Annotated in this window: 16 protein-coding genes; 8 read left to right on the top strand and 8 right to left on the bottom strand. The window is 68.1% G+C overall.

From position 1 onward, the window contains the following. Positions 1 to 158 precede the first annotated feature (158 nt). Both DID96_RS09135 and DID96_RS09130 read left to right on the top strand, forming a co-directional pair. Positions 159 to 1,031: a pirin family protein gene (locus DID96_RS09135; protein WP_124599036.1), complete on the top strand. Its 873-nt coding sequence runs from the start codon at positions 159 to 161 to the stop codon at positions 1,029 to 1,031. Positions 1,032 to 1,157: 126 nt separating this feature from the next. Continuing rightward, on the top strand, positions 1,158 to 1,652 hold the full coding sequence (locus DID96_RS09130; protein ID WP_124599035.1) for a GNAT family N-acetyltransferase: 495 nt from the start codon (positions 1,158 to 1,160) through the stop codon (positions 1,650 to 1,652). A gap of 28 nt (positions 1,653 to 1,680) precedes the next feature. Here the strand turns inward: DID96_RS09130 and DID96_RS09125 are convergent, their stop codons facing one another. Genes DID96_RS09125 through DID96_RS09115 form a run of 3 tightly spaced genes read right to left on the bottom strand, consistent with a single transcriptional unit; the run spans position 1,681 to position 3,677 of the window. Continuing rightward, entirely contained in the window at positions 1,681 to 2,571 is an 891-nt protein-coding gene (locus DID96_RS09125; RefSeq protein WP_124599034.1) for a cytochrome c oxidase assembly protein, read from the bottom strand. Positions 2,572 to 2,580: 9 nt separating this feature from the next. Next, positions 2,581 to 3,021 (bottom strand): copper chaperone PCu(A)C, encoded by a 441-nt coding sequence (locus DID96_RS09120; RefSeq protein WP_124599033.1) that lies wholly within the window; start codon positions 3,019 to 3,021, stop codon positions 2,581 to 2,583. Between the two features lie 20 nt (positions 3,022 to 3,041). Beyond that, entirely contained in the window at positions 3,042 to 3,677 is a 636-nt protein-coding gene (locus DID96_RS09115; protein WP_124599032.1) for an SCO family protein, read from the bottom strand. A gap of 304 nt (positions 3,678 to 3,981) precedes the next feature. On the opposite strand from DID96_RS09115, the gene otsB reads away from it, so the two are divergent. Then, entirely contained in the window at positions 3,982 to 4,734 is a 753-nt protein-coding gene (gene otsB / locus DID96_RS09110; RefSeq protein ID WP_124599031.1) for a trehalose-phosphatase, read from the top strand. Further along, positions 4,731 to 6,110, top strand: a complete 1,380-nt coding sequence (otsA, locus tag DID96_RS09105) for an alpha,alpha-trehalose-phosphate synthase (UDP-forming) (RefSeq protein ID WP_124599030.1) — start codon at positions 4,731 to 4,733, stop codon at positions 6,108 to 6,110. The genes otsB and otsA overlap by 4 nt, the downstream gene beginning before the upstream one ends. 112 nt (positions 6,111 to 6,222) lie before the next feature. On the opposite strand, the gene DID96_RS09100 is transcribed toward otsA, so the two are convergent. After that, complete coding sequence (locus DID96_RS09100; RefSeq protein WP_124599029.1) at positions 6,223 to 8,061, bottom strand: ABC transporter ATP-binding protein; 1,839 nt, start codon at positions 8,059 to 8,061, stop codon at positions 6,223 to 6,225. 570 nt (positions 8,062 to 8,631) lie between these two features. On the opposite strand from DID96_RS09100, the gene DID96_RS09090 reads away from it, so the two are divergent. Continuing rightward, positions 8,632 to 9,696, top strand: coding sequence for a glycosyltransferase family 4 protein (locus DID96_RS09090; protein ID WP_124599027.1), 1,065 nt, complete (start codon positions 8,632 to 8,634; stop codon positions 9,694 to 9,696). A gap of 238 nt (positions 9,697 to 9,934) precedes the next feature. Then, positions 9,935 to 10,798 carry a hypothetical protein gene (locus tag DID96_RS09085; RefSeq protein WP_124599026.1) on the top strand — a complete coding sequence of 288 codons (864 nt, stop codon included), beginning with the start codon at positions 9,935 to 9,937 and terminating at the stop codon, positions 10,796 to 10,798. A 103-nt stretch (positions 10,799 to 10,901) separates the two neighbouring features. Here DID96_RS09085 and gudD read toward each other — a convergent pair whose 3' ends face one another. Continuing rightward, positions 10,902 to 12,254 (bottom strand): glucarate dehydratase, encoded by a 1,353-nt coding sequence (gene gudD / locus DID96_RS09080; RefSeq protein ID WP_124599025.1) that lies wholly within the window; start codon positions 12,252 to 12,254, stop codon positions 10,902 to 10,904. A 297-nt stretch (positions 12,255 to 12,551) separates the two neighbouring features. Between gudD and DID96_RS09070 the strand changes: the two genes are divergently transcribed. Then, positions 12,552 to 13,313, top strand: a complete 762-nt coding sequence (locus DID96_RS09070; protein WP_124599024.1) for a FadR/GntR family transcriptional regulator — start codon at positions 12,552 to 12,554, stop codon at positions 13,311 to 13,313. A gap of 174 nt (positions 13,314 to 13,487) precedes the next feature. On the opposite strand, the gene DID96_RS09065 is transcribed toward DID96_RS09070, so the two are convergent. The 3 genes from DID96_RS09065 to pdxY all read right to left on the bottom strand — a co-directional run bounded on the left by DID96_RS09065 (position 13,488) and on the right by pdxY (position 18,327). Continuing rightward, on the bottom strand, positions 13,488 to 14,636 hold the full coding sequence (locus DID96_RS09065; RefSeq protein WP_124599023.1) for a branched-chain amino acid ABC transporter substrate-binding protein: 1,149 nt from the start codon (positions 14,634 to 14,636) through the stop codon (positions 13,488 to 13,490). A 368-nt stretch (positions 14,637 to 15,004) separates the two neighbouring features. After that, a complete protein-coding gene (locus tag DID96_RS09060) occupies positions 15,005 to 17,146 on the bottom strand; it encodes a phosphocholine-specific phospholipase C (protein WP_124599022.1) in 2,142 nt (713 codons plus the stop codon). Positions 17,147 to 17,466: 320 nt separating this feature from the next. Further along, complete coding sequence (gene pdxY, locus DID96_RS09055; protein ID WP_124599021.1) at positions 17,467 to 18,327, bottom strand: pyridoxal kinase PdxY; 861 nt, start codon at positions 18,325 to 18,327, stop codon at positions 17,467 to 17,469. Positions 18,328 to 18,493: 166 nt separating this feature from the next. On the opposite strand from pdxY, the gene DID96_RS09050 reads away from it, so the two are divergent. Then, positions 18,494 to 19,567, top strand: a complete 1,074-nt coding sequence (locus DID96_RS09050) for an alpha/beta fold hydrolase (protein ID WP_124599020.1) — start codon at positions 18,494 to 18,496, stop codon at positions 19,565 to 19,567. The last annotated feature ends 43 nt before the right edge of the window (positions 19,568 to 19,610 follow it).

Below are 19,610 nucleotides of genomic sequence, written 5' to 3'. Positions count from 1 at the left end.
CCGCCGGGCCCGAGTAGAGATCGTTCAGATCCCGCTGGTTATCGTTCACCAAATGGAACGCTGAGTGCGATTTTCGCGGTCTACCAAATCGATCGTGCCGACTCTATATTCCTTTCCAGGATGCGAAACACGGGTTTCGCCGCAATTCGGAGAGGAAGATGAAGAAGATCGAGGGTGTGTACAGTGCGCCGCGCGGCCATTGGGTCGGCGACGGGTTTCCGGTGCGCTCGATGTTCAGCTATCAGTCGCATGGCGCGCATCTGAGCCCGTTCCTGCTGCTCGATTACGCGGGGCCGGCAACGTTCGAGCCGGCGTCGGGCGCGGCGCCGCGCGGCGTCGGCCAGCATCCGCACCGCGGGTTCGAGACGGTCACGATCGTCTACGACGGCGAGGTCGCGCATCGTGACTCGACGGGCGCGGGCGGCGTGATCGGCCCCGGCGACGTCCAGTGGATGACGGCTGCGAGCGGGATCCTGCACGAGGAATTTCACTCGGAGGCGTTCACGAAGCGTGGCGGGCCGCTCGAAATGGTGCAGCTGTGGGTGAACCTGCCCGCGGCGGACAAGATGGGGGCGCCCGGCTATCAGACGCTGCTGAACGCGGACATCCCGGTGGTCGAATTGCCGGAAAATGCAGGTCGTGCGCGGATCATCGCGGGCGAACTCGACGGGCGGCGCGGTCCGGCCCGCACGCACACGCCGATCGACGTGTGGGACGTGCGGCTCGCGGCCGGCGGTCGTGCGCGGTTTCCGATCGCGGAAGGGCGCACGCTCGCGGTGGTCGTGCTGAGCGGCACGGTGCTCGTGAACGGCGAAACGGTCGCGCGCGAAGCGCAGTTCGTGCAGTTGAGCCGCGACGGTCGTGACGTCGAGATCGAAGCGAATGGCGACGCGAAGCTGCTGATCCTGAGCGGTGAACCGATCGACGAGCCGATCGTCGGTTACGGGCCGTTCGTGATGAACTCGCAAGAGGAAATCCGCGCCGCAATCGACGACTTCAACGGCGGGCGCTTCGGCAGGATGCCGGCGTGACGGACGGGCTCCGCGCAATGCGGGGCCCGTTGCCGCATCGGCACGGCGGTCGCGCGTCGCGTGTGCTTCGGGGCATAATCGTCGATTGCCGCGCGCCGGCCGGCGCGCCCCGAATCAGGATCGCACATGAATGCTCCCGTCTCTGCCGCAAACCCGCCCGCTACCGATGCGCTCGAGTGGCGCTGGACATCCTTCGACGCGCTGTCGGCGCGCGAGGTCTACACGATCCTCGAGGCGCGCAGCGCGGTGTTCGTCGTCGAACAGAACTGCGTGTACCGCGATATCGACGATGCGGACCAGGCGGCATGGCATCTGGCTGCCTATGACGACGCCGGGCGGCTCGCCGGCTACCTGCGCGTGCTGCTGCCCGACGCGCAGGATCCCGATGTCCGGATCGGCCGCGTGCTGACGACCGCCGCGTTCCGCGGCGCGGGCCTCGGCAATGCGTTGCTGTCGCGCGCGCTCGAGCATATCCGCGCGCAATGGCCCGAGACTCCGGTGAGCCTGCATGCGCAGGCCCATCTGCAGCGCTTCTACGGCGCATTCGGCTTTGCGCCGAGTTCCGACGTGCATGACGAGGATGGCATCCCGCACGTGTGGATGCGCAGCGCGCGCGCATGACGTCGCTGCGGCCGCGGCGCGCGCCGCGTCAGTGCGCGGTGGGCGCGGTGGGCACGGTGCGCGCGACCGCCGGGCCGGGCGCCTCGCGCTTCGCCGCGCGTTCGTCCAGCAGGCGCCCGCGCGCCGACAGCCGCAGCCAGTGCCGCAGCGCGATCAATGCCCCGATCACGCTCATCATCGAGCCGGGAATCCACAGCAGCAGCCCGCCGATCTGCTGGTCGCGCAGCGGGCTCAGCCACGTGAACGCACGTCCGCAGATCGAATAGATCGGATATAGCTCGTGCGGCGTGAAGAAGATCAGCGCGCCGAGCACGAGCTGCGGCGGGATCGCCGCGACGACGACCAGGATCCGGCGGCCCGGCGACAGCCGCGCGGGCGGCGCCGGGCGCGGATCCACGACGAGCCACCAGAACAGCAGGCCGTCGATCACCATGCTCCAGTTCATCACGCGATAGAGCCGCCAGTCGAGCATCGCGACGAAGTGGATCGGCGACAGCAGCCAGAAATAGATCAGCCCGACGAACAGCACGACCGCGACGACCGGGTTGAACACGACGTCGAGCGTCGCGCGCACCGGCACCCACGCGAGCGCGGGCCGCACGAAGCGCTGCCGCCAGCGGAACGGGATGCCCGCGCGGATCGCCGCGCCCGGATACGCGAGCGCGATGAAGAACGGCCCGAGGTGGTGCAGCACGAGGTGCTGCGCGCGGTGCAGGAAGAACTCGTGCTCGAAGAAGTAGTCGAGCCGCGTGTGCAGCGCGACGTACAGCGCGGTCAGCCCGAGCCAGAACGAGAACTGCCGCAGCGGCGACACCTTCGCCTTCTTCACGCCGCGCGCGAACAGCACCGCGGCCGCCAGCACCGCGATCACCACGGTCGGCGACGGCTCCCACGGATCGAGCCAGTACAGGAGGTTCATCGTGCGGCGTTACTTCGCCTGCGCCGGCGACTTGACCGCGAACGGCGCGTCGAGCGTTTCGCCGTCGGAGAACTTCAGGCGCAGGCGGACGGTGTCGCCCGGCTTGATCGCGTGCTTCGGCTCCTCGAGCATGAAGTGGTAGCCGCCTGGCGCGATGTCGACCTTGCCGCGAGCGGGGATCGTCAGCTTGTCGACCATTTCCATCTTCTGCGTCGAGCCGTTCGACACCGTCTGGTGCAGCATGGCCATTCCGTAGTCGGGGCTGTCGACGTCGACGAGATCGACCGGCTTGTCGCTCGCGTTGACGAGCGTCACGTAGCCGCCCGCGGGCAGCTTGTTCGGCAGCCAGCGCACCCATGCGTTCTGCGCGGTGATCGCGCCGGCGGCAAACGCGTGTGCGCCGACGGACAGCGCGGCGAGGAAGGCGAGCGTCTTGAGTTTCGTCGTCATTTCTTGGGGGCTCAGGTGGATCAGGTTGATGGGGCGTTGTCGAGGATCCGGCGCACATCGGCGGCGATGGCGTCGGGCTTGTCGCGGTCGGTCGCGAGCAGGCGCGCGCGGCCGTTGGCATCGAAAATGTAGACGGCCGAGCTGTGCGTCACCTCGTAGCCGCCGGACGGGTCGCGTTTTTCCATCTGGTAGGCGACGCGATAGCGTTTCGCGAGCGACTCGATCTGGCGGTCGGTGCCGGTCAGGCCGCGCGCGTGCCCGGCGTCGAATGCGGCGACATACGACTGCATCAGCTGCGGCGTGTCGCGCGCGGGGTCGACCGATACGAACAGGATGCGCACGTCGCGTGCCTGCGGGCCGAGCTGCGCGAGGACTTCCATCAGCCGCGCCATCGTTTCCGGACAGACGTCCGGGCAATGCGTGTAGCCGAAATAGACGAGCGCGACCTGGCCGCGGTACGCGGACGCGTCGACCGGCCTGCCGTCGCCGCCTGTCAGCGTGAACGACAGGTCGGGCAGGTGGCCGGTCACGTCGGTCAGGCGCCACGGCGGCTCGCCGCGCGTGCAGGCGGCAAGCGCCACGGTGGCGGCGAGGGCCGCGCCGGTGCGGACGAGGCGTGAGAGGCGCCGGTGCGGCGCGGGACGGGCAGGCGACATCCAGGGGCTCGATCGGACGGACAGAACGGTCGCACGGCCGGTGCGGCGCGGGTGTGTCGCGGTATATCGCGCGGCCGGCAGTTGCGAATGCAGCGCCGAATGTAGCGCAATTCGCACAGCAGCGTTCGTTCGAAACCTGTCCGGGCCATGCGATCGGGGCAAAATGTCGCAGATGCCGCGCCACGCGGCGAACAGTGCGCCGCGCATCAGTTTCGACCATCTCGGGCCCAAGGCGCGGTAAGATGCGCACAATTCCTTACGCGTAGCGGTGGGCCTTTGGGCCTCCGCCCGGACTATCGAATCGATGCAATCCATTCCGGCTTCCCTGTCTCTGACCGATACCGCGTTCTTCTTCGACTTCGACGGCACGCTCGTCGAGCTGGCGCCGACGCCCGACAGCATTCACGTCCCGCCGTCCCTGCTCACGCTCCTCGACGAACTGCGGCGTCGTTCGCACGGCGCGGTCGCGATCCTGTCCGGGCGCGGCATCGACAGCATCGACCAGTTCCTGAAGATGCCCGACCTGCCGGTCGCGGGCCTGCACGGTGCGGAGCGGCGCGATGCAAACGGCGACACGCAGCGTATCGGCTTCAACGACGCGCGCCTGTTGCGCATCGAGCGCGAGCTCGCGGCCGTCGTCGACCGCAATCCGGGGATGCTGCTCGAAATCAAGGGTGCGGCGGTCGCGCTGCATTTCCGTAACGCGCCCGAGCGCGAGCCGGTCGCGCGCGCGGCCACCGAGCGGCTCGTGGCCGACTACGCGGATGCGTACGTGCTGCAGCCGGGCAAGATGGTGTTCGAGATCAAGCCGAAGGGCGTCGACAAGGGGCGCGCGCTTGCCGCGTTCCTCGACGAGCCGCCGTTCGCCGGTCGCAGGCCGGTGTTCGCCGGCGACGACCTGACCGACGAGAAGGGCTTCGCGGTCGTCAACGCGCGCGGCGGCCTGTCGATCAAGGTCGGCGCGGGCGAGACGTCCGCGCGTACGCGGCTCGACTCGGTCGATACGCTGCACGCGCAGATCGCGCAATGGCTCGGCACGGGAACGCAGCCCGCATGAGTCGTCTGATCATCGTTTCGAACCGCGTCGCGCCGATTTCCGAAGGCGAGCCGGCGGCGGGGGGGCTTGCGATCGGCGTGTACGACGCGCTGAAGGAAACCGGCGGCATGTGGTTCGGCTGGAGTGGCGAGGTGGTCGCGTCCGGCGCGCCGCAGATCCGCGTCGAGGAGCACGGGCCCGTCACGTTCGCGACCATCGGCCTGTCGCGGCGCGACTACGAGCAGTATTACCGCGGGTTCTCGAACGCGACGCTGTGGCCCGCGTTCCACTACCGCGCAGACCTGATCCAGTACGACCGCCACGAGTTCGAAGGCTACGCGCGCGTGAACGTGTGGCTCGCGCAGCAGCTCGTGCCGTTGCTGCAGGACGACGACGTGATCTGGGTGCACGACTACCACCTGATCCCGTTCGCCCGCGCGCTGCGTGCGGCCGGCGTGAAGAACCGCATCGGTTTTTTCCTGCATATTCCGTTTCCGGCCGCGCAGGTGCTCGTCAACGTGCCGCCGCACCGCGAGCTCGTCGAGGTGCTGTGTGCGTTCGACCTGCTCGGTTTCCAGACGGAACCCGACCTGCGCGCGTTCTGCGACTACGTCGAATCCGAGGCGGACGGTACGATCGAGCGCGACGCTCGCACGGTGACCGTGCGCGCATTCGGGCAAACGCTGCGCGCAGCCGCGTATCCGATCGGCGTGCATCCGGACGAGATCGCGACGCTCGCGCAGGCGGGCGAGCACGGCAAGGCCGTGCGCACGCTTGCGACGTCGCTGCGCGGCCGCCAGCTGATCATGAGCGTCGACCGGCTCGATTATTCGAAGGGGCTCGTCGAGCGCTTCCGCGCGTTCGAGAAGCTGCTCGAGCACGAACCTTCGCAGCGCAATCGCGTGTCGTTCCTGCAGATCGCGCCGTCGACCCGCGCGGAGCTGCGCGCGTACCAGGACATCCGCCTGCAGCTCGAGGCGGAGTCGGGCCGCATCAACGGACGCTTTGCGGAGCTCGACTGGGCGCCGATCCTCTATATCCACCGGCAGTACGACCGACAGTTGCTCGCCGCGCTGTACCGGCTCGCGCGCGTCGGTTACGTGACGCCGCTGCGCGACGGGATGAACCTCGTCGCGAAGGAGTACGTATCCGCGCAGAATCCGGACGATCCGGGCGTGCTGGTGCTGTCGCAATTCGCGGGCGCCGCGCGCGAGCTGACGGGCGCGCTGATCGTCAATCCGATCGACATCGCGGGCATGGCCGAAGCGCTGTCGCGAGCGCTGTCGATGCCGCTCGCCGAACGGCGCGCGCGCTATGCGGACATGATCGCGCAGCTGCGCGAGAACAACGTGTCGGTGTGGCGCGACAACTTCCTGCGCGACCTGCAGCGCGCGTGACGCGCAGCCCGTGCGCCGGACACCGGTTCGGCGGAACATGAAAAAAGCCGCAGTACGTGATGCACTGCGGCTTTGTCTTTTGCGGGACGCGCGTGGCGGGACGCGCGCCGCGTCAGGCCGCGCGTTCGCCGGTCGGCGCGCCGCCGCCGTCGGGCGCTGCGTGATGATGGCGGCCGTGCTGTTTCGCGAGCAGGTCGCGGTACAGGCCCGGGCGGTTGCGCAGCACGTCGGGGCTGCCGTCGTCGATCACCTTGCCGTTGCTCATTACGATGATCCGGTCGAAGTTGCGCAGTGTCGACAGGCGGTGTGCGATCGCGATCACCGTGCGGCCGACCATCAGGCGGTCGAGCGCGCTCTGGATCGCTTCCTCCGATGCGCTGTCGAGCGCGGACGTCGCCTCGTCGAGCAGCAGGATCGGCGCGTTCTTCAGGATCGCCCGCGCGATCGCGATGCGCTGGCGCTGGCCACCCGACAGCTTGACGCCGCGGTCGCCGACGATCGTGTCGTAGCCCTCGGGCATCGCCTCGATGAACTCCGCGCAGCGCGCGTCGCGCGCGGCGGCGAGCACTTCGTCGCGAGACGCGTCGGGGCGGCCGTACGCGATGTTGTCGTAGATCGTCCGGTGCAGCAGCGAGATGTCCTGCGGCACGAGCGCGATCGCGTGGCGCAGGCTGTCCTGCGTGAGCGACTTCACGTCCTGGCCGTCGACTTTCACGACGCCGTCCTGCGTGTCGTAGAAGCGCTGCAGCAGCGCGAGCACGGTCGACTTGCCGGCGCCGGACTTGCCGATCAGGCCGACGCGCTGGCCCGGTTCGATATGGAGGTCGAAGTGATCGAGGATCGCACGACGATGCGGGTACGCGAACGTCACGCGCTCGAAATCGACGCGCCCGCCTCGTGCCGCGAGCGGCACCGCATCGGAGCGGTCCGGCATCCCGTGCGGCTCGAGCAGCGTCTTCACCGCTTCGGACAGGCGCGCGATGTGCTGCGTGACGTCGACGAGCGCGACCGCGAGATCGCGCGTGCCGTGCAGGATCGTGAAACCGAGCGAGCTGACGAGCACGATGTCGCCCGACGTTGCGCGGCCCTGGTCCCACAGCCACAGCGCCCAGCCGAGCAGGCCGGCGGACAGCATCGCGGTGATCACCGCGTGCAGCAGGCGCAGCTTTTCCAGATAGAGCAGGCTCTGCTGGCGCGCGTCCATCTCGGCCTTCACGGTCGCGCCGAAGCGCTTCTGCTCGCGCAGCGTCATCCCGAACGCGCGCACGAGGCCCATGTTGCCGATCACGTCGACGAGCTCGCCGTCGACTGCCGCCGCCTTCGCCGCGAACGTGTGATGGCGCGCGGAGCCGCGGCCGGCGAGCTTGAACAGCACGACGGAGAGCACCGCCGAGCAACTGAGCAGGCCGGCCGCCATCAGCGGGTTGACGACGATGATCATCAGGATCGCGCCCATCACCGCGATGCACGGCGGCAGCACGTTCCACGCCATCGTGTTCTCCGACGTGTAGACGGCGTTCGACGTCGCGGTGATGCGGCTTGCGAGCGTACCGGGCTGCTTCTCGGAGTAATAGGTCGGCGAGTGGCCGATCAGGTACTGGAACAGGTCGCGCCGCAGGTCGCCCGTGACCGCGACGAACGTGTGCGCGGCGGCCCAGCCGCCGACCCGCCACAGCAGGTTGTCGGCGGCGATCAGCCCGACGAGCAGCGCGAACGCGCTCCACAGCGGGCCCGGATGGTGGCGGCCGGTCGCGAGCACGTCGATCAGGTGCTTGATCGCGTATTGCGAGCCGAGTGCGCAGCCGACGGCGGCCAGCACGCTGACGAGCACGATCAGGTGCGCGACCGGATGCAGGCGGATGTAGCGGAACAGGAACGCAAGCGGACGGTGCGCGTAGCTCGACAGCTTCGCGTTGTAGGCGTTGCGCTGGGCAGGGGTGAGAGCTTCCAAAATGTGCGTGCGGTGAATCGATGGTTGAACGTCGCGCCCGGATCGCCTGCAGGATTTCGTCCCGACGTAATCCGCCATTGTAAACAACGCCCGGCATCGCGCCGCGCGAATCTTGCCGTCGGCAGAGGGCGCGCGTTCAATTTTGAGATAAAATCCGGCATCCCGTGCCGCGCGCGACGCACCGTAATTTCGGTGCCGGATCACGCGATGTGCGGCGAGGAATGCCGAAAAAGGCCTTCCACTCTAGAACGGACACCCAAGTCCGCGGGTTGCAAAGTGTTGCCGCTTTGTAACAAAGTAAAGTGTTTGAAATGTCGTGCACCGTCTCGGGATTAACCCTAGATAATCGGCTCCGGGTTCGCGTCCTGGTATTTTTACGAACCCCTGTCAACGGGTCTTCGTTTCAAACGTTCTATGCCTGTCGCGTCGCCGACGCTCCTTGAGCAGCGCGGGTTCGACGCCGCCAGCAGGCCGATTCGTCCGATTTTTAGACGACACGCGTCCCGCCGGGATTGCCGGCAGGCTGCCGACCCAAAGCCTGGTTTATTGCCGATTTTTTAGGAGTTACGCATGCGAATCGCCCAAATCGCTCCGTTGCACGAAGCGGTTCCCCCGAAGCTGTACGGTGGTACCGAACGGGTGGTGTCCTACCTGACCGAAGCGCTTGTCGAGATGGGGCATGACGTCACGCTCTTCGCGAGCGGCGATTCGCAAACGTCGGCGAAGCTCGAAGCCGTCTGGCCGCAGGCGCTGCGCCTCGACCCGACGATCCGCGACGTGATGGCCCCGCACATGCTGCTGCTCGAGCAGGTGCGCCGCCGCGCGGACGAGTTCGACGTGCTGCACTTCCACATCGACTACTATCCGTTCCCGCTGTTCTCGCGCCAGCCGGTGCCGCATCTGACGACGCTGCACGGCCGCCTCGACCTGCCGGAACTGCAGCCGATCTTCAATACGTTCAGCGACGTGCCGGTCGTGTCGATCTCCGACAACCAGCGCATCCCGCTGCAGCAGGCGAACTGGCTGCAGACGACCTACCACGGCCTGCCGGAAAACTTGCTGACGCCGATCCCCGACGTGAAGCCGAGCTACCTCGCGTTCCTCGGCCGCATCTCGCCGGAGAAGCGCGTCGACACGGCGATCCGCATCGCCGAGCAGGCCGGCATGCCGATCAAGATTGCCGCGAAGCTCGACAAGGCCGATCGCGCGTACTACGAAGAGAAGATCAAGCCGCTGTTCTCGCTGCCGCACGTCGAGTACATCGGCGAGATCAGCGAATCCGAGAAGACCGAATTCCTCGGCAACGCACATGCGCTGCTGTTCCCGATCGACTGGCCGGAGCCGTTCGGCCTCGTGATGATCGAGGCGATGGCGTGCGGCACGCCGGTGATCGCGTTCAAGCGCGGCTCGGTGCCGGAAGTGATCGACAACGGCGTGTCGGGCTTCGTCGTCGAGGACGAGCTGTCGGCCGTCGCTGCGGTCAAGCGCCTGAACACGCTGCCGCGCGAGAAGGTTCGTGCGGCGTTCGAAGCGCGCTTCTCGTCGAAGGTGATGGCGCAGAACTACGTGAAGGGCTACGAAGAGCTGCTGCGCCAGAAGCGCCGCACCGTGCTGCGCGAAGTCAACGCAGGCTGATCGCCGCAGCCGGCCGGATTTCGTCGGCCGGCCGCCGCACCGACGCCCCGTCCGGGTTTTCCGGCGGGGCGTTGTCACATCCGCAGCGCCAATCTGTTGTATTCTCGCCGCGCCCGGCGGACATGAACGCGCCGAACGCGCTCGCTCACACGGGCCGTTCGTCTGTCCAGACGGTAATGTCCCTATAATGGCCGTGCCGCGAAATCCGGCCCCGCAGATCATCGAGAGGAGAGCAGTCTTGGCGAGAACGAAATCCACGCGCGCAGCCCCGGCCCCCGGCGCCGGCGTGATCTTCGCGTTGCGCGCGATCGGTCTCGTGCTGCTCGCGCGGTGGCTGTTCTCGATGTCGGAGATGGGCTATCGCGAGTCGCTGTCGGCGATGGCGTCGTCGCCGTGGGCATTCGTCTACCTCGTGCTGATGTTCCTGCTGCTCGCGTTGCCGGGCGCGGCCGCGCGCGCCGAGCGTCCGTTCCATCCGTTGCCGCAATGGCTGCGCCAGGCGCTCCGCTTCTTTGCACTGATCGGGTTCCTGTTCGCGGTCTGGTCGATCGGCGCCTATGTGCTGGTGGCCGGCTGGCGCCGCGCACTGCACGCGGTGACGGCGACCAACGGCTGGCTCGTCGCCGCGCCGGCGCTGTACGCGGCCGTCGTCTGGATCTGCCGGCCGCGGCCGCTATGGCGCACCAATATCGCCGCGCGACGCTTCGCGGTCGGCCGCTACGCGATCTCCATCGATACCCTCACGCGCACCGCGATCGTCTGGATGGAAAGCCGCAAGGTCGGCCAGTACGATGCGCGCGAACTGTCGGTGCGCTGGCCGAACGGGGCGGCGACCGCCGCGGGCGATCCGCCGGGCGGTGATGCGTCAGCCGGTAATGCGGCGGGCAGCGCTCCGTCGGGCGGCGCTGCGCAGAGCGACAGGCCGCGAGGCACGCCGCCGCGCCGCGCCGGCTGGTTCAAGCGGCCGAAGGTGGAGCTGCTGTGGGATTCGCCCGCGGCCGTCGGCCATAACCGGCAGATCGTGATGCGCGCGCCGCTCGCGACCGACGGCGACCGCGTCGCCGCGCTCGCGCTCGACGCGGCGCTCAAGCAGATCGTCTGATCCGGCTGGCGCGTCGTGCGCAGCCGACAACGAACGCGTAATGACCGTTCGCGGGTTGCCGGCTGCCTTCACCTGAGCGCGTTCGGCGTCGTGCTTGCCGCGCTCAGCGCACGAGGCACGGGCGCTTGTTGTTGAACGTCCACCCGGGGATCAGGTACTGCATCGCCGCCGCATCGTCGCGCGCGCCGAGGCCGTGCTGCCTGTACAGCTCGTGTGCGACCGCGACCGCGTCCATGTCGAGTTCGATCCCCAGCCCCGGCCGCTTCGGCACGTCCACCAGCCCGTTCTCGATCTTCAGCGGCTCGCGCGTGAGGCGCTCGCCGTCCTGCCAGATCCAGTGCGTGTCGATCGCGGTGACCTTGCCCGGCGCGGCCGCCGCGACGTGCGTGAACATCGCGAGCGATACGTCGAAGTGGTTGTTCGAGTGCGAGCCCCAGGTCAGGTCCCAGTCGCGGCACATCTGCGCGACGCGCACGGAACCCTGCATCGTCCAGAAGTGCGGGTCGGCGAGCGGAATATCGACTGCATGCAGCTGCACCGCGTGGCCCATCTGCCGCCAGTCGGTCGCGATCATGTTGGTCGCGGTCGGCAGCCCCGTCGCCCGGCGAAATTCCGCCATCACCTCGCGGCCCGAGTAGCCGTTTTCCGCACCGCACGGATCCTCCGCATAAGCCAGCACGTGATGGAGGTCGCGGCACAGCCGCACGGCCTCGTCGAGCGACCATGCGCCGTTCGGGTCGAGCGTCACGCGCGCGTCGGGGAAGCGTTCGGCGAGCGCGGTCACGGCCTCGACCTCGCGCGCGCCGTCGAACACGCCGCCTTTCAGCTTGAAGTCGTTGAAGCCGTAGCGCGCATGCGCGGCCTCGGCGAGCCGCACGACCGCCTCCGGCGTCAGCGCGGGCTCGTTGCGCACGCGCGTCCAGTCGTCGGTCGCGCCGCTGCTGTCGCGGTACGGCAGTGCGGTCTGCGTGCGGTCGCCGATGTAGAACAGGTAGCCGAGCATCTCGACGCGCTCGCGCTGCTGGCCTTCGCCGAGCAGCGCGGCGACCGGCACGCCGAGGTGCTGGCCGAGCAGGTCGAGCATCGCTGCCTCGAGCGCGGTCACCGCGTGGATCGTCGTGCGCAGGTCGAACGTCTGCAGGCCGCGGCCGCCGGCGTCGCGGTCCGCGAAGCGGCGGCGCACGTCGTTGAGCACCGCATGATGGTTGCCGACCGGCTGGCCGACGACGAGCGCGCGCGCGTCGTCGAGCGTGCGGCGGATGCTCTCGCCGCCCGGCACTTCACCGACCCCGGTGCGACCCGCGCTGTCCTTCAGGATCACGAGATTGCGGGTGAAGAACGGGCCGTGCGCACCGCTCAGGTTGAGCAGCATGCTGTCGTGGCCGGCAACCGGGATCGCTTGCAGGTCGATGATGCGCGGCGTGTCGTGAACGGGCGGGGTAGTGGCGGCAGTCATGGGCGGCGTTGGCGAAAGGGTGAGCGGGGCGGGCGGCGTCGCGCACGGCAAAAGCTTTGCCGCGCGCGGCAGGAGGTGCGATCATTCGACAACCGACGTGCGCGGATCGTCTGCAGACGCCGCACGACGCATGAATCCCACGATAGCGGCGCGAAAGGCTCGATGCCAGGAGACGAATACAGCGATCATCAGTCGTCGGATGACTTGTGACGCAGTATAATGAATCATCGCCTTTCGCTCAAACCCCGCGTAAACCCTCGGCTTACCGATACGATCATTCAATAAGGAACCGGCCACATGTCCGTGCCTACGCTCCCCGCAGCGCCGCGTCGTCGCGCGCGCAGCCTCGCACAAGATGTCGTCGACGCGCTGACTGCGCAGATCGAGAACGGCGCGCTGCGTCCTGGCGACAAGCTGCCGACCGAAACCGAAGTGATGGCGACGCAGGGCGTGAGCCGCACGGTCGTGCGCGAAGCGATCTCGCGGATGCAGGCAAGCGGCCTGATCGAGACGCGCCACGGCATCGGCAGCTTCGTGCTCGAGCCGTCGCGCCGCCAGGCGCTTGGCATCGATCCTGCGACGATCACGACGCTGCGCGACGTGCTCGCGGTGCTCGAGCTGCGCATCAGCCTCGAAAGCGAATGCGCGAGCCTTGCCGCGCAGCGCGCGAACGACGCGGATCTCGCCGCGCTGCGGCGCGCACTCGACGCGATCGCGTCGGGCTCGGGCGGCGGCCGCGACACCGCTCAGCTCGACTACCAGTTCCACCTGCAGATCGCGCAATCGACCGGCAACCGGTATTTCGTCGACATCATGTCGCAGCTCGGCGCATCGATCATCCCGCGCACCCGCGTGAATTCCGCGCGCTTCGCGGGCGACGACCTCGAACGTTACGTCGGCCGGCTGAACCACGAGCACGAGGACATCTACGAGGCAATCGCGCGCCACGACCCGGAGGCCGCACGCGCCGCGATGCGCACGCACCTGACCAACAGCCGCGAGCGGCTGCGCCGCGCGCATGAAGCGGCCGAGGCCGAACGGGGCGTGCACGCCGAATGATGCGCGACCAGGCGGCCGACCCGGCAGGGCGGGGCCGCCTCCGGTCAGCCGGCTGGCTGGAAGTTATTAATGTCAGTCATCGTATGATGATGTCGGCTTGCCGGCATGCAAGGGATCTTCGCGGCGGCGCAGCGGCCCGTCGCAGGCCGCGCGCTGCCGGTGCCGCCCGCGCGATCAACCCCCCTTCGTCACGATCGTCTTCCAGTCGCCGCCCTTCACCTGGTACAGCGTCGACATGCCGCTCCTGAGCGAGCCGTCGTGCGCGAACGAGATGCGGCCGGTGATCCCTTCGAAATCGACCTTCCTGAGCGCCGGGCGATAGACCTTCGGATCGGTCGAGCCGGCCGCCTGCATCGCCTTGATCGCCGCCCACGTCGCGTCGTAGCCGAACTGCGCGTACGACAGCACGTCGACGCCGAAGCGCTTCCTGAAGCGCTGCTCGAAGTCTTTCCCTTGCGGCAGCTCGTCGAGCGGCCGGCCGTATTCCCACGCCATCGCGCCTTCGGCGGCGGGCCCCGCGATCTTGATGAACTCGTTGTCCTTCACGCCGCCGCCGCCGACGAACTGCGCGTTCAGCCCGAGCTGGCGCATCTGCTTGATGAAGTTCGCGGCGAGCGAATCGAGCCCGCCGAAGAAAATCAGGTCGGGATTCTTGCCTTTCAGGCTCGTGATCTGCGCGCGGAAGTCGACCGCCTGGTTGTTCGTGAATTCGCGCGCGATGATCGAGCCGCCGGCCGCCTTCACGGCCTTCTCGAATTCGTCCGCTTCGCCCTGGCCGAACGCCGTGCGATCGTCGACGATCGCGATGCGCTTCGCTTTCGTCACGTCGACCGCGTACTTGCCCGCGTTGCCGGCATTCTGGCCGTCGGTCGCGATGACCATGAACATGTTTGCGAGCCCGCGAGACGTCAGCGTCGGGTTGGTGGCGGCCGGATCGATTACGGGGATGCCGGCCTTGTCGTAGACGACCGACGCCGGAATCGTCGTGCCTGAGTTGAAGTGGCCGACGACAACCGACACGCTCTGGTCGACGAGGCTTTGGGCGGCCTGCACGCCGATCCGCGGGTCGGCCTGGTCGTCCTGCACGACGAGGTCGAAGTGCACTGGCTTGCCGGCGATCTGCACCTTCTGCGCGGTGGCGTCGTCGAGCGCGAGCTGGACGCCGTTCTGAAGGTCCTTGCCGTAGCCGGCATTGACGCCGGTGAGCGGCGCGGCGAAGCCGACCTTGACGTCGGTTTCCCCGGCCGCCAGCGCGGCCTGGTGCGTGAACACCGCAAGTGCGGAGGCGAGCGACAGGGACAGCAGCGATGGGCGGAATGTCATGTTCGTTCCTTGGGCGGCGAGACACGAAAACGCGCGCAAAGGCGCACGCGGGCGACGCTTCTGCGGGCCTGGCCGAACGTGGGCCCGAGCGTCTGACGACGATTTATAGGGGGCCAAATTGGGCGAGTCTTGTCGATTCGACGCACGAAACATGCGGATTTCCGCACAGTTCAGGCGCGACAAGGGAAAGCGGCGATGAGGGAATTCCCGCGCCGGAACCTGGCGGGGCGGGCGCGGCGGCAGACGCCGCGCCCGCAGCACGGGGCACCGGCCGTATCGAACGGCCGGCGCTCGCGATGGCGTGACGTTGGCGTGACGTTGGCGTGACGGTGGCGTGACGGTGGCGTGACGGTGGCGTGACGGTGGCGTTACTCGGACCCGGACGCGTCGTCGGATGCGGACTCGGCGGCCGGCTCGGTCCGGATCAGCGGGTCGCTCGTGCTCGGGCGGCCGGTTTCGACGTGGCCGGCGAAGCGGCGCAGGAAGCCGAGCGGCTTGCTGTCGGTGATGGTGAGGTCGTACCAGCCGTGGCTGCCGCGCAGGTCCCAGTAGTCGTCGACCCGCGCGCCCGGCTCGAGGTCGAACACGCGCGGATGGGCGTGGCCATACGCGCTCGTGACCTTGAGCCGCACCGGCCGGTGGCCGCGGTTCATCAGGCGCAGCGTGATGTTGCCGTTCGCGACGTCGAAGCCGTAGATCACTTCGGGGTTGATGCTCGCGGGCCCGACCGCCATCGCGGCGGGGCTGCGGAAGTGGCAGTAGAAGCCGTTCGGGCCGTGCACGTCGAGGTCGTACAGGCCGAGCGACGGCGCCGGGCTCCAGGTGTCGGAGACTCGCTTGCCGGCCGCCGCCGTATAGGTCCACGGGCCGTCGACACGGTTGCGCGCCTGGACCTGGAACGCCGCACCGGCGCTGCCGGTGTTCGCGAAGGTCAGCCGGAACTGGCCGCTTGCGTTGTCGATCCGGCCGTATGCGAACAGCTCGTACGGCAGTGCGCGTGCCGGCCGCAGGCCGGGCTCCTGCTTCGGCAGGTGCTGCACGACGGGCGGGACCGGGATGTAGTTGGGGTGGCGGTTGCGATCGGGCGGCGCGTAGCCGCTCGTGTCGGGCAGTTGCGGCCAGCTTGCGTCGGGCGTCGAGAAGTCGAACGCGGACGTCAGGTCGCCGCACACCGTGCGGCGCCACGGCGACACGTTGCCGGCCGTCACCGCGTACTGCGCGCCGAAGCGGGCCTCGATGAATTGCAGCAGCGACGTGTGATCGAACGTCTGCGAGCAGACCCAGCCGCCCTTGGTCCACGGCGACACGACCAGCATCGGCACGCGCGGCCCCAGGCCGTACGGGCCGGCCATGTGCGATGCGTCGCCGGGGAATGCCTCGTTGGTGGTCGCGACCGTCGACAGCCCGTTGTCGCGCGACTGCGGCGCGAACGGCGGCGGCACGTGGTCGAAGAAGCCGTCGTTCTCGTCGTAGGTGATGAAGAGCGCGGTCTTGCTCCACACGTCCGGGTTCGACACGAGCGTCGCCAGCACCTGCTCGATGTACCACGCGCCGTAGTTCGCCGGCCAGTTCGGGTGCTCGGAGTACGCTTCCGGCGCGCAGATCCACGACACCTGCGGCAGTGTGCCGTTCTTCACGTCCTGCTGCAGGATGTCGAACAGCGTGCCGCCCGCGCTGATGTTGGTGCCGGTGCGCGCGTTGTCGTACAGCGGCGTGCCGGGCAGCGCGGTGCGGTACTGGTTGAAGTAGAGCAGCGCATTGTCGCCGTAGTTGCCGATGTACGGGTTCTGCGTCCAGCCCCACGAGCCGTTCGCGTCGAGCCCGGTGCCGACGTCCTGGTAGATCTTCCACGACACGCCGGCGTTCTGCAGCACTTCCGGATAGGTCGTCCAGCCGTAACCCTGCTCCTCGTTGCCGAGCACGGGGCCACCGCCGATGCCGTCGTTGCCGACATAGCCCGTCCACATGTAGTAGCGGTTCGGGTCGGTCGAGCTCGGGATCGCGCAGTGGTACGCGTCGCAGATCGTAAATGCGTCGGCGAGCTGGTAGTGGAACGGGATGTCGTCGCGCTTCAGGTACGCCATCGTCGTCGTGCCCTTGTTCGGCACCCACTGGTCATAGCGGCCCTTGTTCCACGCGGCGTGCATGTCCTGCCAGCCGTGCGGCAGGTCCTGCAGGAACTGCATGCCGAGCTTGTCCGCGCCCGGATGGAACGGCAGCAGCTCGGCCGGGCCGACCGGCTGATGGAACACCGACTTGCCGTTCGCGAGGCGCAGCGGGCGCGGGTCGCCGAAGCCGCGCACGCCGCGCAGCGTGCCGAAGTAATGGTCGAACGAGCGGTTCTCCTGCATCAGGATCACGATGTGCTCGATGTCGCGGATCGTGCCGGTGCGGCGGTTCGCGGGAATCGCGAGCGCATCGCGGATCGCGGGCGGGAACAGGTTCAGCGCGGTGGCGCCGGCGGTGCCGGCGGCCAGACGCAGGAAGTCACGGCGATTCTTTTGGGTCATGTCTCGGTTCCGATACGGAAGGGAATGGACGCCTTGAAGCGGCGACTGGAATCGTCCGGACCGGGGCGGATTGCATGACCCCGATCCGTGCCGCCGCGAGCATAACGAGCGAACGGTGAAAATCGGATGAAGAAACGAAAACGTTTGCGCGACAGTTTTTTTGCGGTGTTGCACGGACAGCGGGAAAGCGGGAAAGCGGGAAAGCGGGAAAGCGGGAAAGCGGGAAAGCGGGAAAGCGGGAAAGCGGGAAAGCTGGAAAGCAGGGCGCGCCGCTGGAAAGCCGGCGCGGAGCGCCCGGCAGGATCAAGGCAAATGCGTCGTCACACGTCCGTGACCCACGCGCCGAACCACTCGCTCGGGCTTGCGATCTCGTCCTGTGCGGCGATGAGTTCGAGCTCGTAGCGTCGCGCGTCGTAGGTGGCCTTGACGACCGCGTGCACTGCCGCGAGCGTGTGCTCGAACGCCGCGCGCACCGAGTCGCCGCGCAGCCGCCGCGCGACGAAGATGGCGCTCGTCAGGTCGCCGACGCCGACCGGATGGCGCGGAAACGCGTACAGCGGACGCTGGCCGATCCATGCCTCCGTTTCGGTGACGGCCAGCATGTTGAAACGGTCCGCCGGGCTGTTGCGGTCATGCAGGTGCTTCACGAGGATGATCTGTGGCCCGCGGCGGATCAGCGCGCGGCATGCGTCGACCGCTTCCGGGACGGTCTCGATGCGGCGCCCGGCGAGCTTCTGCAGTTCGGTGTGGTTCGGCGACATGCCATCGGCGAGCGCGGGCATCTCGTGGACGATGAACTCCTCGACGCCCGGTTCCGGGCGGATGCCGCCCGTCTGTCCCATCGCCGGATCGCAGAAGTACCACGCGTTCGGATTCGTCGCCTTGACCGCGCGGACGATCTCGACCGTCGCGCGCGCCTGCGCGGGGGAGCCGAGGAACCCCGACAGCACCGCGTCGCAGCGCTTGAGCGCGCCGATCGCGGCGATGCCGTCGACGAGCTGCTCCATTTTCGCGGCGTCGATCGCGCTGCCGGCCCAGTGGCCGTACTGCATGTGGTTCGACAGCTGGACGGTGTTGAGCGGCCAGACATTCACGCCGAGGCGCTGCATCGGGAACACGGCCGCACTGTTGCCCGCGTGGCCGTAGATCACGTGAGACTGAATGCTGAGGACGTTTTTCATGGGGTTTCGCCTGCACGCGGATCAGGGTCACGTCACACGATACCCGAGTTCGCCGCATGCGAGAAAGTCGCGCGGTCGCGGAGTGTTGCGCGCCGTCGTCAGCGCGACCGCGTAGAATCGCGGGGCGCGGCGCTATCCGCGTGCGTATCCACTCATCGTGTCCGTCATGCCTTCGATTTGCAAGATGTTGTCCGCCTCGCGTGCCGCCGTGCTCGGCGCGTGCTTCGCCGCCGCGTGCGCGGCGTCCGTTGCGACCGCGGCGACCGCGGCGACGCCCCCGTCGGGCGGCAACGACGGGCCCGCTTACGGTCCGCGGCTGGAGGGCTTCACGTATCCGGAGCCCGTGCATCGCTATGCGTTCGTGTCGCAGCGCGAGACTCTCGAGATGACGTACATGGACGTGCAGCCCGCCCATCCGAACGGCCGCACCGTCGTGCTGCTGCACGGCAAGAACTTCTGCGCGGCGACCTGGGAAGAATCGATCGCGGTGCTGAGCCGTGCCGGCTATCGCGTGATCGCGCCCGACCAGATCGGCTTCTGCAAGTCGTCGAAGCCCGAGCGCTACCAGTACAGCTTCCAGCAGCTCGCGCACAACACGCATGCGCTGCTCGAGTCGCTCGGCGTGAAGAGCGCGACGCTCGTCGGCCATTCGACGGGCGGCATGCTCGCGATCCGCTACGCGCTGATGTACCCGAAGGCGACCGAGCAGCTCGTCCTCGTCGACCCGATCGGCCTCGAGGACTGGAAGGCGCTCGGCGTGCCGCCGCTGTCGATCGATTACTGGTATGCCCGCGAGCTGAAGACGACGGCCGACGGCATCCGCCGCTACGAGCAGGCGACGTACTACGCGGGCAAGTGGTCGCCCGCGTACGAGCGCTGGGTGCAGATGCTCGCCGGGATGTATCGCGGGCCAGGTCGGGACGCGGTCGCATGGAGTTCCGCACTGGTCTACGACATGATCTTCACGCAGCCGGTCGTCTACGAATTCGGTGCGATCCGCGTGCCGACGCTGTTGATGATCGGCGACAAGGACACGACCGCGATCGGCAAGGACGTCGCACCGCCGGATCTCCACGCGAAGCTCGGGCACTATCCGGAGCTCGCGAAGCGTACGCAGGCGGCGATTCCCGGCGCGCAGCTCGTCGAGTTCCCGGCGCTCGGCCATGCGCCGCAGCTCCAGGATCCGGACACCTTCCACAAGGCGCTGCTAGAAGGGCTCGCGCAAGTGCATCCGCAGTGATGCCGGCGCGCCGGGCGTCTCCCGGCGCGCCGGCGCCGATGCC

Source organism: Burkholderia sp. Bp8963 (assembly GCF_003854275.1).
Classification (GTDB): Bacteria; Pseudomonadota; Gammaproteobacteria; order Burkholderiales; family Burkholderiaceae; genus Burkholderia.
Note: the sequence above shows the minus strand (reverse complement) of the source record. Positions and strands in the feature narration are given on the sequence as shown.